We start from the raw sequence: 16,835 nt of genomic DNA on the forward strand, positions 1-16,835 counted from the left end.
GCGCGGTGACTTGCCAACCCGGACAACGGTCGGGACGGTGGTGAGATGGACGAACTGCCCGAGGACCTGGAAGCGCTGCTGACCGAGTACGGCAGGCATCTGCGGCTCGGCCGCAACCGATCCGCGCACACGGTGCGCGCCTACCTCGGCGACGCGCGTTCGCTGCTGGCGCACCTGTACGCCAGGTCGGCGGATTCCGCGGTGCGCGAACTGGATCTGCTGCTGCTGCGCTCCTGGCTAGCCCAGCAGTCCCAGGCCGGGGTGGCGCGAACCACGATGGCCCGGCGGGCCTCCTCGGCCCGGACCTTCACCGCCTGGCTCACCCAGACCGGACGCCTGACCGTCGATCCCGGACTGCGGCTCGGTTCCCCCAAGGCGCACCGGGTGCTGCCCGCGGTACTCGGCCGCCAGCAGGCCCTTGGCGCCATGGACGCCGCGGAATCCGGCGCCGCACAGCATGATCCGATGGCGCTCCGCGATCGGTTGATCGTGGAACTGTTGTACTCCACCGGAATCCGGGTCAGCGAGCTGTGCGGCCTCGACATCGACGATGTCGATCGCGAACGCCGCGTGGTCCGCGTCCTCGGCAAAGGAAACAAGGAACGCTCGGCCCCCTTCGGCATCCCCGCCGACGAGGCGATCGGCAACTGGCTCCAGCACGGCCGCGCCGCCTTCGCCACCGAAGAGTCCGGCCGCGCCCTCCTGCTCGGCCGCCGCGGCAAACGCCTCGATCAACGCCAAGCCAGAACCGTTGTCCACGAAGTGGTCTCATCCATCCCCGGCGCCCCCGACATGGGCCCGCACGGCCTACGCCACACCGCCGCCACCCACCTCCTGGAGGGCGGCGCCGACCTCCGCGTCGTCCAGGAACTTCTCGGCCATGCCAGCATGGCCACGACCCAGCTCTACACCCATGTCTCGATCGAACGGCTCAAGAAGGTCCACGACCAGGCCCATCCGCGCGCGTAGGGCAACGAAATCGGCGGCGCGACATGATGATCCGCGGACCGAGCTCCGGGCGATCGGCCTGGCGCGATGAGCGCCGCACGGCAACGCCGCCTCCCCGTATCGCATGGAGAGACGACGTCGCCGATCCCTAACCGACCTCGACCACCGGTTCCTGCGGCTCACCGGCCGGTGTCCGCCGCGCGCGAAGCAGCGTCACACCGAGCAACGCGGCCGCCACGCAGAACCCGGCGCTGATCCACGAACCCGTGGACATGGCGGCGGTGAACGCCACCTTGGCCGGCTCGGCGAACCCGAGTTGGAATGCGGCGCCGATGGATTCGCGTGCCGCCTCGGGGATATCCGCCGGCATTTTCTCGGTGAACACCCCGGCGAGCACGCTGCCGAGGATGGCGATGCTGATCGCCATGCCCACCTGCTGCAACGTGTCGTTCATCGCCGAACCGACGCCGGCGTGTTCCAGCGGAATGGCGCTCATGATCGCGGCATACGCGGCCGGGCCGGCCAAACCGCCGCCGATGCCCATGACCAGCATGCTGACCAGGATCCACACGTAACTCTCGCTCATGGCGAGGATCGCGAACGCCCCGCCCATGATCAGCAGACCCGACACGATGAGCGTCTTGTTGGTGAGCTTCTTCCCCAGGGTCGCGCCGAGCCCGTTGCACACCGCGGCGGCCACGGCGTAGGGGAGCAGCGCCAGACCAGCCTTCATCGGCCCATAACCGAGCACGAACTGCAGGTACTGGGTGAGCATCAGCATCACCGCGCCCATCCCGAACACCATCAGCAGCAGAGTGAGCGCGGTGCCGGTGAAGTCCCGATTGCGGAACACCGCCAGCGGCAGCATCGGATGCTCGGACCGGCTCTCCCACACCACGAATCCGATCGCGGTCAGCACGGCCAGCACGATCATGCCGACGTTCCACTCGCGTTCGATGATCACGTAGACCGTGGAAACGAGCGCGACGATGGACAACAGCACACCGACCAGGTCGACCGGCCGCTGCTCACCGGTGGTTTCCGGCATCAGCACCAGCGCCGCGACGATGGCGAGCGCCGCGACCGGAATGTTCAGCAGGAACACCGAACCCCACCAGTAGTGCTGGAGCAGCACACCGCCCAGCGTCGGCCCGGCGACGATGCCCACCATCGAGACGGTGGACCAGGCGGCCATCGCCTTGCGCCGTTCGTCTTCGGCGAAGGTGGTCATCAGGATGGAAATGGTCGACGGCATCAGCAGCGAACCGCCGATACCCATCAGCACCCGCGCGGCGACCACATGCCACGGTTCGGTGGCCAGCACCGCCGCCAGCGACGCCACGCCGAACACGGCCAGGCCGTAGATCAGCATCCGCCGCCGGCCGAATCGGTCCGACAGGCTGCCTGAGGTGAGCAGCAGTCCGGCGAAGACAAGCACGTAGGCGTCCAGGATCCACTGCACGTCCGACGGCGTGGCCCCGAGCTCGCGAATCAGCGAGGGGATAGCGAGATTGAGCACCGTGCTGTCGAGCATCAGCACCAGCAAGGACAGGCAAAGGACCCCCAGAATCCACCAGCGGCGAGGGTCTCGTACAACGTTCGATTCCACTCGAACAGCGTACGATGAACTCGCACAGTGTGCGACTCAATATAGAATTGGCCGGTGACCAAGCAGTTCGACTCGGTATGGCTCCGCGAACCTCGGCAACCGAAGGCGTCGGGGTTACGCCTGGACCACATCGTCGGCGCGGCCGTCGACCTCCTCGACGCCGAGGGGCTCGACGCGCTGAGCATGCGCAAGATCGGCGCCAAGCTCGACGCGGGCGCCACCAGCCTCTACTGGCATGTCGCGAACAAGGACGAGCTACTGGAATTGGTGCTCGACGAGTTCTGGGGCATGGTCGAGGTCCCGGATTCGGAAGACGCGCCGTGGCGGGAAGTGCTGACGACCTTCGCCTACAACTTCCGCGACACGCTGCGCGCCCACGGTTGGAGCGCCTCGCTGATCGGGCAATTGCCCAGCATGGGGCCGAATGCGTTGCGGCTCACCGATCGGCTGCGGCGCGCGTACATCCGCGCGGGCTTCCGCGGCATCGATATCTATCTCGCCAGCGGCACGGTGATGTCCTATGTGCTCGGAATCGTGACGCCGGAGATCGCGTGGGCCAAGACGTACGGCGACGTCGATATCAACCGGCAGTCCATCGTGCAGATGATGGAAGAGGTGGCCGGGGACTATCCGGACATGCTGTCGGACTATCGGGCGCTCTCGCCGGTCAGCCCCGAAGCGGCGCGCGCGATGGCATTCGATTTCGGCCTGCTGTGCCTGCTGGACGGGCTGGAGCACCGGCTGCCCGAAAGTTCCGGCGAACCATCGCGGGATCGCGGCGCCGACGCCGGGCTGTCTTGATAAACTGAAACGAGTTCTAGTTTGTCGACGGCGCACCCGGGCGCCGGCGACGCGGTGTACTCCAACGGTTTCGGCGTGGGTGCACAGGAAGGCGTTCGCATGAGCACCCACACCGTCCTCGGCCAGGAAGTTCGCATGCCGGTTCGCATCCGGCTCGCGCGCGCGTTCATGGCGAGCTACCTGGTTCCGGCCGGCGCCGCGCAGCAGTTGATCGACTATTCCGGATTGCGCGTGCTGCGCCTGCCGGGCCGCCGCGCGCTGTGTTCGCTCGTCTTCGTCGAGTACGTCGACGGTGATCTCGGCCCGTACAACGAGTTCGGCGTTTCGTTCATGGTCCGGTACCACACCGCCGATCCCGCCGTCCGGTTCGGCGACCTGCGCGCCTTGGCCACGAACCGGGCCGGGGTCTTCATCCATCGACTGCCGGTCGACGGCGACTTCACCCTCGCCGCCGGCCGCGGGATCTGGGGATTTCCCAAGGAACTCGCCGATTTCACGGTGCGGCATGACGCCGGTGAGCGCCACGGCGCGCTACACCAGAACGGCGAGTTGATTGTCGATCTGACTGTTCGACAGGGCATTTCCACTCCGCAGCGCCGAAGCGCCGCGTCCTCGTTCGACGCCTACTCCCATCTCGACGGTGTCACCCGATGCACGCCATGGCGAATGGAACCCGCCGGCGTGCACGCCCGTCCCGGCGGAGCCGCTCTCGCGCTGGGCGATCACCCCCTCGCCGACGAACTGCGAGCGCTGCGCCTGCCGCGACGCGCCGTCATGACCTCCACGATTTCCCATCTGGCGATGACCTTCGAGGACGCGGTCGCCGTCTAGCCCCCTCGGTAGTCCGGTGGTCACCAGCGAGAACAGGTCGGCGGCAGGTCGAGTAACCGCATGATCACGGCCTGCGCGGCTCGTGGACGCCCTGCGGAGGGCCGGTTAATGTGACGTAGCGGGCTGTTTGCTCGCTGCACGAAGCCGACCTGTAGGGGAGAGGTGCCCGTGAATTCCGACCACCAGCGCAGGCAGCTGGATCCAGGCGACAGTCTGGCGGAGTCGCGCGGTGTGGTCGGCGAGATGCGGGGGAAGTTCCGCGCGATGCACGGCCCGCAGCACCTGCTCGACGGGGCCGCCCCCGCGATCGGGTTTCTGATCGCCTACTCCGCGGCCGGCGCCGAGGTCGGTGTCTTCGTCGCGATCTTGATCGCCGTCGTGCTTGGCGCGGTCCGGTTGATGCGCGGCGATTCGGTACGGGTGGTGGCGGGCGCGGCGCTGGTGATCCTGGTGTTCTCGCTGTTCGTCGAGATCACCGGCGAGGGGCGCGGTTTCTACCTGCCGGAAGTAGCGTTGAGCGTCGTGATGACCGTGCTTTTCGGCGCGACGCTGCTCACTGGCAAGCCGCTGAGCCATACCGCGACCCGCAAGATCCGGCTCGAACCGACCGAGCCCGCCGACCCGCGGCCCGGGTGCATCGGCGAATCACCCTCGCCTGGTTCGTGTTCTGGGCGGCACACGTGGCGGTGATGGTTCCGTTGTACGTGGCCGACAAGGCCGTTCTCCTCGGCGGCACCTTCGCCCTGCTCTTCGGCAAGCCCGCGCTGATCGTCATGCTAGCGCTGACCTGGCTGTGGGTGCGGGACAGGTCCACCGCCCGGGCCGGGGCGGCATGACGCTGCCGAGCCCCGGCGCCGAGTCGGAGGACGGGGAAGAAGAGGTCGACTACCGGTTCACCTTGGCCAATGAGCGCACGTTCCTGGCGTGGATGCGTACTTCGCTCGGCCTGCTCGCCGGAGGTGTCGCGGTGCACACGTTGGTGCAGCCGTTCCGGATGGGCGGCGTGCGACGGGTGCTCGCCCTGAGTTGTCTCGTGCTCGCGGTGGTCATTGCCGTTGGCGCCTATGCGCATTGGCGGCGGGTGCGGGTGGCGATGCGGCAGGGCCGTCCGCTGCCCGAGAACGTGCTGGTGCCGATCCTGTCCGCGGGCATCGCCGTCGTTTCGGTGCTCGCCGGCGTCGCGGTGTTGCTGCGATGAGCCGCGCCGGGCTCGCCGCGGAGCGCACCGCCCTGGCGTGGCGGCGTACGGCGGTGGCCTCGATGATCACCGGCGCGCTGTTCCTGAACCACGCCGTCACCAACGGCTGGCGGCCCGCGATGATCGCGCCGATCGGTGCGGCCATCGCCATGGCCGCACTGGCCGGCCTGAGCTACCTGCGCAACCGCAGCCTGCGCGAAGGCCGGTTCGGCCACGGCGGATCCATCGTCGCCGCGGCGGCCACGGTGGTGATGGCCGTCGCAGTTCTTGCGGCGGTCATCGAGTGCACCGATCCGTGGCCCTAGATCCCCACCGGCACAGCAACTTGCACCGACTCCCAGGAGGTTGACATGAGCGAACGAAGCGAGGTGCGGGCATGACCACCGCGACCGAACCGAGCGACTTCATCGTCGCGGAGCAGCAGCGTTCCGCCGCCGCGATGCCGTTCGCCGACACCGCCGATCTCGCGGACGCCGAGCGCGGGTTCATCGCCGCGCTGGAGCCCGGGGTGGTCACCGCCGCCGACGGAACCGTGGTGTGGGACAACGACTCCTACGACTTCCTGCGCGAATCCTGTCCCGCCTCGGTCAATCCCAGTCTGTGGCGGCAGGCCGGACTGGTCATCAAGCAGGGGCTGTTCGAGGTCACCGAGGGGATCTATCAGATTCGCGGGCTCGACCTGTCCAACATGACCCTGGTCGAGGGCGAAACCGGTGTGCTGGTGATCGATCCGCTGATTTCCGCGGAGACCGCGGCCGCGGGGCTCGCGCTGTATCGGGCGCACCGCGGGGATCGCCCGGTGACCGGGCTCATCTACACCCATTCGCACGTCGACCATTTCGGTGGTGCGATGGGGGTGACCACCACCGAAGACGTTGCGGCAGGGCGCTGTCCAGTGATCGCACCGGCCGGGTTCCTGGAACACGCGGTGGCCGAGAATGTGTACGCGGGTACCGCGATGGCGCGCCGGGCCGGGTACATGTACGGCGCCGTGCTGCCGCGCGGGCCGCTCGGCGCGGTGGGCGCGGGGCTCGGCCAGACCACCTCGGTCGGCACGGTGACCCTCATCCCGCCGACCCTCGACATCACCGCGACCGGGCAGGAGGAGACGATCGACGGGATCCGGATCGTCTTCCAGGTCACCCCCGGCACCGAAGCGCCCGCCGAGATGAACTTCTACTTCCCGGACCGCCGCGCCCTGTGCATGGCCGAGAACGCCACGCACACCCTGCACAACCTGCTCACCCTGCGCGGCGCGCTGGTGCGTGACCCGCACATCTGGGCGAAGTACCTCACCGAGGCGATCAACCTGTACGCACGCCGCTCCGATGTGGTGTTCGCCTCCCACCACTGGCCCACCTGGGGCACCGACCGGCTGGTGGAATTCCTTGCGCTGCAGCGAGATCTATACGGATATCTGAACGATCAGACGTTGCGCCTGCTGAACCAGGGTTACGTCGGCGCCGAGATCGCCGAAATGATCACCCTGCCCTCGGCGGTGGAAGGCAGCTGGCACACGCATGGGTACTACGGGTCGGTCAGCCACAACGTCAAGGCCATCTACCAGCGGTACATGGGCTGGTTCGACGGCAATCCGGCGCACCTGTGGGAGCATCCGCCGGTCGAATCCGCCGTCCGGCATGTCGAATTCATGGGCGGCGCCGAGGAAGTGCTGCGCAAGGCGCGCAAGTCCTACGACGCGGGCGACTATCGCTGGGTGGCCCAGGTGCTCAACTACGTGATCTACGCCGACCCCACCAATGACGCGGCGAAGGCGTTGCAGGCCAGCACCTTCGAGCAGCTCGGCTACGGCGCGGAGAACGCGACCTGGCGCAACTTCTATCTCAGCGGCGCCTACGAACTGCGTTACGGTTCGTTCGGCACGCCGACCAAGGCCAACGCGCCGACCCTGCTGGCCGCGCTGAGCGTGGAGCAGGTCTTCGACGCCATGGCGCTGCGGGTCGACGGTCCGAAGGCGTGGAACCAGCGGGTCGTCGCGGATTGGCAGATCAGCGACGAGGATCGCGTGCACCGTCTCGAACTGCGCAACGGACGGTTGACCCATTACGACCGGCCGGACGGGGTGCCGCTGCCGGAGCCCGACGCGGTCTTCACGCTGAGCAAGGCGACGCTCATGCGGGTGCTGCTGGCGGGCGAGGATTTCGGGGTCGCGGCGGCCGCGGGCGACATCTTGATCGACGGCGACGTCACCAAGCTGGCCGAGCTCGTCGGCGTGTTCGATTCGCCCGATCCGGATTTCGCCATCGTCACGCCGCGCGGAACGATCGGCTGATCACCCGCGAAAACAGTTCGACTCCGAAACCGACCCTCCCTACGGTGGTGCACATGTCAACCGAACCGCCGACCGATCGGCCGCCCCTGCGCGAGCGCATGCGCGCCGCACTGACCGTCGCGATGAAGTCCCGTGACCGCCAAGCGATCACCGCTCTGCGGTCCGCCTTGGGCGCGGTCGACAACGCGGAGGCGGTCGACGTCGGCGAGCACCGGGCGGGTTCGGTCGAGAGCAGCGCGACCGGCCTTGGGGTCGCCGAGGTCGCGCGCCGCGAACTGACCGAAGGCGACATCGAACAGATCGTGCGCGCCGAGATCGCCGAACGCCACACCGTCGCCGAGGAGTACGACGGGCACGGCCGCGCGGACCACGCCGCGGACTTGCGCGCTCAGGCCGAGGCCTTGGCCGATCTGCTCTAGACCGGACGGATAGTCATCCGAACTGTGCCCTCGGGTATTGAACCTGCTTGATGCACAACATTATTCGTGACTGCACCCCACGTCACGAGTCAGGCGGAGACCGGTAGGGCGCTGATGTACCGTCCGGCGATGAAACGCTGGATGACGCGCACCACCGGTCCGCCGAGCTTGGTGTACCAGGTCCCGGGCCGGGAGAACGCGGTGACGACGCCGTACACCGACTCGTCGGCCGGGTCGTACTCGACCGCGAACAGTTCCTCACCGATCTCCGGATGCCCCGGCAGCGTCCCGTAGGCGAACCCGCGCTGATTCGGCGCGGCCAGCACATACACCACCCGGCACGGCGCGATGATCGCCAGCGGGCCGACACCGAGCCGGACCGTCAAACGCGTACCCGGTTCGGCCCGCACGGTCGACGCGTCGTGAAAGATCCCGGTGCCCTTCTGCATCCGGTACTCCAGAATCGCCGCACCGGCATGCTCGAACAGTGCCCGTCCATGCCCGATCCGTCGGCGAAGCCGGAACCGGTGATACCCCTCCGGCAATTCACTGGCCGTCGCACCGACTTCCGGATAGGTGAACGGCGGCTCGTCGGACGCATGCTCCATTGCCTGATCTTCACCCCGTCCGTCGCCCTTGGGAAGTAATCCGGAGCGTCTGTTTCGACACGCCGCGCGCCCGGGGGGCCGCGGTCTTCGTCGTTTATCTGCTGATCACTCTCCCATTCATGGTCGCGGTTCGTCACGGGGGTGACCTGCCGGCAGGGTCTGCATCGGGTTCGACTCGGAGCCGCATCTCCGGATTCGAGTCTCGCGATCTCACGTCCGGCAGTTCCGGCTCAGGTGCTCACGCTGCCGCGCTCACCGACACCCGATCAGCTATGGAGGTAGCGAAACCCGGGACGCAACAGCCGTCGTGCAGCAGACCCGAGGTACTGAGGCCAGTCTGACGAAGGGCCGAACTCAATCTGGCACAACCGGTTTCAGGCGCAGAGGAATCAGGTGCAGCAGACGGAGGGGATCTAGATACTCCCGGCGACGCCGACCACCACCCTCACTCCGTAGCCCCCAATGAAGGCAGGTCCCGCATCCTTCGTGCCCCGATTCCAAGGTGCCGATCCGGGTACCCCGCCCGACTCGCCGCCCGACCGAAACCTCGGCACGCACCGGCTCATACGTCGTCCGCAGCCCACCCGGATGATCGATCGAGACCACCGGTTTGTCCGCCACCGTCCCCGCGAACACCACGATCCCGTCCCCGGCCGCCAGCACCGCCTGCCCCGGCGTACCGACGAGATCGACCCCACGATGTCCCGGCAGCCAATCCCGCGCCGGCTTGTCGAACCTCCGCAGGATGGTCGGCCGAGGCTGCAACGGCCAGCCGAACTGCCCGGTGGGCGAGGCCGTCGCCACCGGTCCCGCACCGGTCAGCATGAGCCCAACGAGGACCGCGGCGACGACATTCGAACGTACCCAGTTCCGCGATACCACCCCGCATCACTCGGCCGCCGACGGCAACGCCCACGGAGCCGGCGAGCTCAACCCGCAGAACTCGGAATCACTCGGCGACATGAAAAACGGTGCGGGCCCGACGTATTCGCAGAACTCGGGATCGAGCGGAGACAACAATTCGCCCCCACAGTCCGGCGACGGAAGCAGCCCTGCGGGACCGGATGACGCACACCCTCGCGCAACGCCCGGCGGCGAACCCTGAACCGCGTTCCCGACCCGTAACGGTGCCGGACGCACCAAACCGCAGAACGAACCCGTGCACGCCCCGGGCACGGGTTCATTCCGCGGCCGCCCGCCGACCGAACTCGCGGGCTCCGGCGCCACCACTGCCTGCGTACCCGCCGTACCGGGCGGCGCCGTCAGCACGGCAAGCACGAAGAAAAGCGGTATGACCAGCGTCGTCATCGAGGAAATCGGATTCGAAGGCATGCATGAAGCCTCATCCGCCCGGCCCCCGCGCGGAACCCCCACCACCCCGATTGTGGACAACTTTCTCGACTGTGGACATCCCTCGTTCCACCTGTCGCAATCACCCTCGCGTACCTCCTGACAGGCCGATTTAGAAGCTGAGCCCCCTACCCCGTAGACTGATTGAGCGGTCTGTGCGTGCATGGACCGACTTCGCGCGCCACCCCGTGCTTGTTCGCAGCGGCGCTGTTCGAATCGAGTTCAGTAGTTTTCGGTTCGCGGCAGAGCCTGTGCGGAGCAGGGAGTCGTCGGCTGGTCCCCACCCTCGCGGTCGGGTCCGACGGTTCGGAGGCGCCAGGGCAACGAATCACCGATTCGTTGCGTCAACCGGCAAACGAAAGAGAGATACGGGAGCTATGGCTGTCGTAACAATGAAGCAGCTGCTCGACAGCGGCGCGCACTTCGGGCACCAGACACGGCGCTGGAACCCGAAGATGAAGCGGTTCATCTTCACCGACCGCAACGGCATCTACATCATCGACCTGCAGCAGACGCTGACCTACATCGACAAGGCCTACGAGTTCGTCAAGGAGACTGTCGCCCACGGTGGCACCGTTCTCTTCGTCGGCACGAAGAAGCAGGCCCAGGAGTCGATCGCGGCCGAGGCGACTCGCGTCGGGATGCCCTACGTCAACCAGCGCTGGCTGGGTGGCATGCTCACCAACTTCTCCACCGTGCACAAGCGTCTGCAGCGCCTCAAGGAGCTCGAGGCCATGGAGCAGACCGGTGGCTTCGAGGGTCGCACCAAGAAGGAAATCCTCATGCTCACGCGTGAGATGAACAAGCTGGACCGCACCCTCGGCGGTATCCGCGACATGGCCAAGGTGCCCTCGGCCATCTGGGTCGTCGACACCAACAAGGAGCACATCGCCGTCGGCGAGGCGCGCAAGCTGAACATCCCGGTCATCGCGATCCTGGATACCAACTGCGACCCCGACCTGGTCGACTACCCGATCCCGGGTAACGACGACGCGATCCGTTCCGCCGCTCTGCTGACCAAGGTCGTCGCCTCCGCGGTGGCCGAGGGCGTGCAGGCGCGGGCCGGCCTGTCCTCCGGTGACGACAAGCCGGAAGCGGGCGCGGGCGAGCCGCTGGCCGAGTGGGAGCAGGAGCTGCTCGCTTCGGCCGCACCCGCCGCCGACGCGCCGGCCGAAGCCCCCGCCGACGCTGCCGCGGAAGCCGCCCCGGTGGAGACCCCGGCCGAGGCCTGAGTCTCGTAACTCGCTGTTCCAGCGGTGATCACCAACGCGTGCGATGGTGATCACCGCTGCCCAGTACTCAAGCACTTTCTCCGAAGGAGGCTCGCCACCGATGGCGAACTACACCGCCGCCGACGTGAAGCGGCTCCGGGAGCTCACCGGCTCCGGGATGATGGACTGTAAGAACGCGCTGGCCGAGACCGACGGCGACTTCGACAAGGCGGTCGAGATCCTGCGCATCAAGGGCGCCAAGGATGTCGGCAAGCGTGCCGAGCGCACCACCGCCGAGGGCCTGGTCACCGCCAAGGGCGGCGTCATGGTCGAGATCAACTCCGAGACCGACTTCGTCGCGAAGAACGCGGAGTTCCAGGCGCTGGCCGACCAGATCGTGGCTGCCGCCGCGGCGGCCAAGCCCGCCGACCTGGACGCGCTCAAGGCCATCGACCTCGGCGGCCAGACCGCCGACGAGGCCGTGCAGGCGCTCGCCGCGAAGATCGGCGAGAAGCTCGAGCTGCGTCGCGTGATCTCGCTCGACGGCCCGGTCGCCACCTACCTGCACAAGCGTGCCTCGGATCTGCCGCCGGCCGTCGGCGTGCTGATCGAGTACCAGGGCGAGGGTGACGCGGCGGCCGAGGCCGCGCGTGCCGCCGCCATGCAGGTTGCCGCGCTCAAGGCGAAGTACGTGACCCGCGACGAGGTTCCGGCCGACATCGTGGAGAACGAGCGCCGCATCGCCGAGCAGACCGCGCGCGAAGAGGGCAAGCCCGAGGCCGCGCTGCCGAAGATCACCGAGGGCCGGGTCAACGGCTTCTTCAAGGACGTCGTGCTGCTCGAGCAGTCGTCGGTCACCGATTCGAAGAAGACCGTCAAGGCCCTGCTGGACGAGGCCGGGGTCACCGTGACCCGCTTCGCCCGCTTCGAGGTCGGCGCCAACTGATCGCGCCCCGCGCGCTCGTCCCGGCGAACACCGGGGTCGAGACGTGCGGGACCGGGTCTAGCCGCACTCACAGCACCATAGCGAGCAGACCCCCTGTCGACCGATTTGCCGGTTGACGGGGGGTCTTCTTATGCCACAGAACACGCATAGGGCAGGATAGGGGCCGCTCCGTGTTGAGGAGCCTTTCCGAGCTGCCGAATTCTGTGACGCACTTGCCTGCCGAGAACAACGTTGACCGCCGAAGGAGAAGAACACCCATGACGGACCCGGGGATCGATCGCCCAGGATATCGCCGGGTGCTTCTCAAGCTAGGCGGCGAGATGTTCGGCGGTGGCCGCGTCGGACTCGACCCCGACGTGGTGGAGACGGTCGCCGAGCAGATCGCCGAGGTCGTCGTGACCGGCGTGCAGGTGGCCGTGGTGATCGGCGGCGGCAACTTCTTCCGCGGCGCCGAGCTCGAGGAGCGCGGCATGGAACGCGCCCGCTCGGACTACATGGGCATGCTCGGCACCGTGATGAACAGCCTTGCGCTGCAAGACTTTTTGCAGAAGCAGGGGATCGAGACCCGGGTGCAGACCGCGATCACCATGGGTCAGGTCGCCGAGCCGTACCTGCCGCTGCGCGCCAGGCGCCACCTGGAGAAGGGCCGCGTGGTCATCTTCGGGGCAGGCATGGGCATGCCCTACTTCTCCACCGACACCACGGCCGCGCAGCGCGCCCTGGAGATCGGTGCCGAGGTGGTGCTGATGGCCAAGGCGGTCGACGGCGTGTTCACCGCCGATCCCAAGGTCGACGAAGACGCCACCATGTACTCCGAGATCACCCACAAAGAGGTCATCGAGAAGGGGCTCAAGGTCGCCGACGCGACCGCCTTCAGTCTCTGTATGGACAACCAGATGCCGATGCTGGTGTTCAATTTGTTGACCAAGGGCAATATCGCCCGAGCGGTCGCCGGTGAGAAGATCGGCACATTGGTTCGGTCCTGACCCCGCGACCCGCGGATCATGACGATGACGACGCTGTGGAGGAAACGGTCGTGATTGAAGAAGCGCTCTTCGACGCCGAGGAGAAGATGGAAAAGGCTGTCACGGTAGCGAAGGACGATCTCGCGGGCATCCGCACCGGACGTGCCAACCCGGGGATGTTCTCTCGGATCGTCGTGGACTACTACGGCTCGCTGACCCCGATCACCCAGATGTCCAGCATCACGGTGCCGGAGCCGCGCATGGTCGTCATCAAGCCGTACGAGCAGGCGCAGCTCGGGGCAATCGAAACCGCGATCCGCAACTCCGATCTCGGCGTCAACCCCACCAACAACGGTGACATCATTCGCATTTCGGTGCCGCAGCTGACCGAGGAGCGCCGCCGCGAGCTGGCCAAGCAGGCCAAGGGCAAGGGGGAGGACGCCAAGGTGTCGATCCGCAATGTCCGCCGCAAAGCCATGGACGAACTGTCGCGCATCCAGAAGGATGGCGAGGCGGGTGAGGACGAGGTCGGGCGTGCCGAGAAGGACCTCGACAAGACCACCGCCAAGTATGTCGGCCAGATCGACGAACTGGTCAAGCACAAAGAAGCTGAACTGCTCGAGGTCTGACGCTGACGGCGGCGCGCCGCCGATCGACGCAGCAGGCCCGCCCGGGCGGGGGACGAACGGAACGACGAGTTGAGCGACGGGACAATCGTGGCCGAGAACGCCGCCGCGACCGGTGCGGCTGAGGAGCCGAGGCCGGTGAACGGCACAGCTGATCCGAGGCAGGAGCGCGTGCGCGATGCGGGAGCATCGGGTCACGAGCCGTTAGCCTCGGCTGCGGCGTCCGTGCACGACGCTCCGGCCGCCGACGGTGCCGGATGGGCGTCGGCCGCCGCCGAGCAGGCGGTTCCGGCCGTCTCCGCGGCCGAGCACGACCCGGAGGCGCACGGCCCGAACGCGGTGCTCGCCGCGACTCCACCGGCCGGTTCGCGGGCCGGGCGGAACCTGCCCGCGGCGCTCGCCGTCGGGTTCGGGCTCGGGTTGTCGCTGATCGCGATCCTGCTGTTCGTGCCGAAGGTGTTCATCGGCGTGGTCGGCGTCGCGGTGGGTGTCGCCACCTGGGAGGTCGCCAAGCGGCTTCGCGAAGCCGACGTTCTGGTGCCGCGGATTCCGCTCATCGCCGGTGGTCAGGCCGTGTTCTGGCTCGGCTGGCCCTACGGTGCGAGCGGGGTCGCGGGTGCCTTCGCCGCCACCGCGCTGACCTGCATGGTGTGGCGGCTGTTCGACCACGGATTGCAAACCGCGCCGCGAAACTTCCTGCGCGACACCGCCATTGCCATCTTCACCCTGGCCTGGATCCCGCTGCTCGCCTCGTTCGCGACCCTGCTGCTGCTCGAACCCGACGGCAATCTGCGGGTGCTGACCTTCATGATCCTGGTCGTCTGCTCCGACGTCGGCGGATACGTCGCCGGGGTGCTGTTCGGCAGGCATCCGATGGTGCCGTCGATCAGCCCGAAGAAATCCTGGGAGGGTTTCGGCGGCTCGCTCGTCTTCAGCGTCATCGGCGGCCTGCTCACCGTCACCCTGCTGCTCGACGCCAACTCGATGATCGGCGTCGTCCTCGGCGTCGGCCTCGTCTTGGTCGCCACCTGCGGCGACCTGATCGAATCCCAGATCAAGCGCGAACTCGGCATCAAGGACATGGGCACCCTGCTCCCCGGCCACGGCGGCATCATGGACCGCCTCGACTCCATGCTCCCCTCCGCCTTCGTCTCCTGGCTAGTCCTCTCCACCCTCCTCTGACCAGGCACTATAAATATTTGCCCGACCATGGGCAAAAATTTATACTCGTCGCATGGCCGAGTTCCGACTGTCGCATGCCGAGGTAGCGGTGCTGTCGTACCTGCTCGGCACTCCGGCACCGCAGCGCCAGGTGCATATCGCGGCGGCCACGGGCGTCACCCAGGCCCGGGTTTCGCAGATCATGGCGATCGCCGACGAGCGCGGCTGGACCGAGCGCTGCGTCGAGGGCTGGCGGGTGCTGCGTCCGCGCGAGGTTTTCGACCACCTCGTCACCGCTCGTCCGCCCAGGGTGACCACGGTGGAAGCCTGGTACAGCCTGGACAACGGCCCGAGGCAGATCGAACTCGCGCTCGAACGGGCCGCCGCACAGCGGGTTTCACTGCACGTATGCGGTGACTGGGCGGCCGACCGAATCGCTCCCTGGCGAATTCCGGAGATCGTCGTGCTGCATGCCGACGCGCATTTGGAGTTGGATGACGCAGGTTTCGTCCCGGTCGATACGGATCCGTCCGACGCGAGTCTGGTGGTAACCATCGGCGAAACCCCACCCGGCTGGCGCCTCGACTCGGCGCTGGCCGCCGCGATGGGTGGACTGCAGGCCCAGGTGTGGCCGCTGGCGCCGGTCATCGAGGTGGCCAGGCACATGCTCATCGGCAACAAACCCGACGCCGCCGACGCCGTCGCCGAACTCGAAGAACGATTCCTCACCGCGCGCGCCGAGCTCGAGCGCGCCGCGTGAAAGATATTGCGGTCTACAGCGGTTCGCGAGCCGAGGACGGCGCGTACCGAGCGCTGGCCGATGCCGCGGTCGTCTCGCGGGGGCTGGAGTCGTGGGCGGTGGTCGGTGGGCACATGGTCAACCTGCACGTCCTGCGCAGCGGGGTTTCGATCCCGCTGCGCGCCACCCGGGATGCCGACCTCGCGGTCGAGCTGATCGCCATTCGCGACGGCGTCCTGCTGGACAGCTTGCGCGAGCTGGGCTACGACAATCCGCGATCCGGAAACCGATTCGAGCGCTCGGTCGCTGGAACCGCCGCGACGATCGACTTGCTGGCTCCTTCGTGTACCAATCGGCACGTGCCCGACCTCGACGCCGGGCCGATCGCCGTCGACGGAATTCCCGCCTTGCACGTCGCACTGGCCAGAGATCCGGTGTGGATCGCACTCGACGCCACGCTGACCGATGGCACCCGGCTTGCCACTCGGATCGCGATCCCGGATATACCGACCGCCATCTGTATCAAGGTGTTCGCCTACGGGCAGCGGCTGGCGCCGCGCGATGCGGAAGATATCGCCCGGCTGCTGGAGTGCGGCTACGCCGATCAGGCGGTATGGCCGAGTGGCACTACCTTTACCGAAGCACTCGGCTTGCTGCGCAAGCACTTCGATCAGCCGGGGCGGGCACTGCGTAGTTGGCACGGGAACCCGGCCCGGATCCGTGCGCTCGTCCGGGCTCTCGCGGGCTGAGCCGCTTCGACCTACTTCTTCGCGGCTCGGCGCAGCTGCAGGATGCGGACGCCGCCGACCAAGGCCATCACCAGCGCGCCGCCGATCACCGACAGCAGGACGGCGACGCCGAGGGGCAGGGAGAAGTGCCAGAAGAAGAGGCCGACCTGGACCTGGTCGAGGTTTTGCAGGATGAAGACCAGCAGCACGATCAGGATCAGCGCACCGGCGATCAGCCCAATCCAGGTGTTGCCGATCCGGGAGGACAGCGACTGGCGATGCTTGGCGGCAGGGACGGCCGGCGGAGTGGTGGCCGGGGGCGCTTTGGTCACCGGCTCGTTCGGGAACGCCGGATCGGGATCCGACAGGTGATCAGCATTGGTGGACATATCCCGATCATTG

At 67.4% G+C, this 16,835-nt stretch carries 20 protein-coding genes; 16 read left to right on the top strand and 4 right to left on the bottom strand.

Annotation, left to right across the window (positions count from 1 at the left end):
- Positions 1–45 precede the first annotated feature (45 nt).
- Entirely contained in the window at positions 46–969 is a 924-nt protein-coding gene (locus ACFYO1_RS05925) for a tyrosine recombinase XerC (protein WP_387227597.1), read from the top strand.
- A 127-nt stretch (positions 970–1,096) separates the two neighbouring features.
- On the opposite strand, the gene ACFYO1_RS05930 is transcribed toward ACFYO1_RS05925, so the two are convergent.
- Complete coding sequence (locus tag ACFYO1_RS05930; RefSeq protein WP_387227599.1) at positions 1,097–2,557, bottom strand: MFS transporter; 1,461 nt, start codon at positions 2,555–2,557, stop codon at positions 1,097–1,099.
- Positions 2,558–2,611: 54 nt separating this feature from the next.
- Here ACFYO1_RS05930 and ACFYO1_RS05935 point away from each other — a divergent pair, with 54 nt between their 5' ends.
- From ACFYO1_RS05935 to ACFYO1_RS05970, 8 genes are all read left to right on the top strand, one after another.
- Positions 2,612–3,358 carry a TetR/AcrR family transcriptional regulator gene (locus ACFYO1_RS05935; protein ID WP_387227601.1) on the top strand — a complete coding sequence of 249 codons (747 nt, stop codon included), beginning with the start codon at positions 2,612–2,614 and terminating at the stop codon, positions 3,356–3,358.
- 99 nt (positions 3,359–3,457) lie between these two features.
- Positions 3,458–4,189 carry an acetoacetate decarboxylase family protein gene (locus ACFYO1_RS05940; RefSeq protein WP_387227602.1) on the top strand — a complete coding sequence of 244 codons (732 nt, stop codon included), beginning with the start codon at positions 3,458–3,460 and terminating at the stop codon, positions 4,187–4,189.
- A gap of 168 nt (positions 4,190–4,357) precedes the next feature.
- Positions 4,358–4,879, top strand: a complete 522-nt coding sequence (locus tag ACFYO1_RS05945; RefSeq protein ID WP_387227604.1) for a DUF3159 domain-containing protein — start codon at positions 4,358–4,360, stop codon at positions 4,877–4,879.
- Complete coding sequence (locus ACFYO1_RS05950; protein ID WP_387227607.1) at positions 4,852–5,025, top strand: hypothetical protein; 174 nt, start codon at positions 4,852–4,854, stop codon at positions 5,023–5,025. Before ACFYO1_RS05945 ends, ACFYO1_RS05950 begins: the two co-directional genes overlap by 28 nt.
- The gene (locus ACFYO1_RS05955) at positions 5,022–5,387 is read left to right on the top strand and encodes a YidH family protein (RefSeq protein WP_387227609.1); all 366 of its coding nucleotides are present in this window, start codon (positions 5,022–5,024) and stop codon (positions 5,385–5,387) included. The genes ACFYO1_RS05950 and ACFYO1_RS05955 overlap by 4 nt, the downstream gene beginning before the upstream one ends.
- Positions 5,384–5,692, top strand: a complete 309-nt coding sequence (locus ACFYO1_RS05960; RefSeq protein ID WP_387227611.1) for a DUF202 domain-containing protein — start codon at positions 5,384–5,386, stop codon at positions 5,690–5,692. The genes ACFYO1_RS05955 and ACFYO1_RS05960 overlap by 4 nt, the downstream gene beginning before the upstream one ends.
- Positions 5,693–5,763: 71 nt before the next feature.
- On the top strand, positions 5,764–7,680 hold the full coding sequence (locus tag ACFYO1_RS05965) for an alkyl/aryl-sulfatase (protein ID WP_387227612.1): 1,917 nt from the start codon (positions 5,764–5,766) through the stop codon (positions 7,678–7,680).
- A 53-nt stretch (positions 7,681–7,733) separates the two neighbouring features.
- On the top strand, positions 7,734–8,099 hold the full coding sequence (locus ACFYO1_RS05970) for a hypothetical protein (RefSeq protein ID WP_387227614.1): 366 nt from the start codon (positions 7,734–7,736) through the stop codon (positions 8,097–8,099).
- Between the two features lie 89 nt (positions 8,100–8,188).
- On the opposite strand, the gene ACFYO1_RS05975 is transcribed toward ACFYO1_RS05970, so the two are convergent.
- A complete protein-coding gene (locus ACFYO1_RS05975) occupies positions 8,189–8,707 on the bottom strand; it encodes a DUF1990 family protein (RefSeq protein ID WP_387227616.1) in 519 nt (172 codons plus the stop codon).
- 354 nt (positions 8,708–9,061) lie between these two features.
- Positions 9,062–9,532: a M23 family metallopeptidase gene (locus ACFYO1_RS05980; RefSeq protein ID WP_387227618.1), complete on the bottom strand. Its 471-nt coding sequence runs from the start codon at positions 9,530–9,532 to the stop codon at positions 9,062–9,064.
- A 902-nt stretch (positions 9,533–10,434) separates the two neighbouring features.
- Here ACFYO1_RS05980 and rpsB point away from each other — a divergent pair.
- From rpsB to ACFYO1_RS06015, 7 genes are all read left to right on the top strand, one after another.
- Entirely contained in the window at positions 10,435–11,289 is an 855-nt protein-coding gene (rpsB, locus tag ACFYO1_RS05985; RefSeq protein ID WP_387227619.1) for a 30S ribosomal protein S2, read from the top strand.
- Positions 11,290–11,389: 100 nt separating this feature from the next.
- Positions 11,390–12,214: a translation elongation factor Ts gene (gene tsf, locus ACFYO1_RS05990; RefSeq protein WP_378715123.1), complete on the top strand. Its 825-nt coding sequence runs from the start codon at positions 11,390–11,392 to the stop codon at positions 12,212–12,214.
- A gap of 257 nt (positions 12,215–12,471) precedes the next feature.
- The gene (gene pyrH / locus ACFYO1_RS05995; protein ID WP_387227622.1) at positions 12,472–13,200 is read left to right on the top strand and encodes a UMP kinase; all 729 of its coding nucleotides are present in this window, start codon (positions 12,472–12,474) and stop codon (positions 13,198–13,200) included.
- Positions 13,201–13,250: 50 nt separating this feature from the next.
- Entirely contained in the window at positions 13,251–13,808 is a 558-nt protein-coding gene (gene frr, locus ACFYO1_RS06000; RefSeq protein WP_387231708.1) for a ribosome recycling factor, read from the top strand.
- A 222-nt stretch (positions 13,809–14,030) separates the two neighbouring features.
- Positions 14,031–14,987, top strand: coding sequence for a phosphatidate cytidylyltransferase (locus ACFYO1_RS06005; RefSeq protein ID WP_387231709.1), 957 nt, complete (start codon positions 14,031–14,033; stop codon positions 14,985–14,987).
- Between the two features lie 52 nt (positions 14,988–15,039).
- Complete coding sequence (locus ACFYO1_RS06010; RefSeq protein WP_387227624.1) at positions 15,040–15,726, top strand: hypothetical protein; 687 nt, start codon at positions 15,040–15,042, stop codon at positions 15,724–15,726.
- Positions 15,723–16,454 carry a hypothetical protein gene (locus ACFYO1_RS06015; RefSeq protein WP_387227626.1) on the top strand — a complete coding sequence of 244 codons (732 nt, stop codon included), beginning with the start codon at positions 15,723–15,725 and terminating at the stop codon, positions 16,452–16,454. Before ACFYO1_RS06010 ends, ACFYO1_RS06015 begins: the two co-directional genes overlap by 4 nt.
- A gap of 11 nt (positions 16,455–16,465) precedes the next feature.
- Here the strand turns inward: ACFYO1_RS06015 and ACFYO1_RS06020 are convergent, their stop codons facing one another.
- Positions 16,466–16,822, bottom strand: a complete 357-nt coding sequence (locus tag ACFYO1_RS06020) for a lipopolysaccharide assembly LapA domain-containing protein (protein ID WP_387227628.1) — start codon at positions 16,820–16,822, stop codon at positions 16,466–16,468.
- Positions 16,823–16,835 lie beyond the last annotated feature (13 nt).

The sequence above is a fragment of the Nocardia sp. NPDC006044 genome (assembly GCF_042871115.1).
In the GTDB taxonomy this organism is placed as follows: Bacteria; Actinomycetota; Actinomycetes; order Mycobacteriales; family Mycobacteriaceae; genus Nocardia.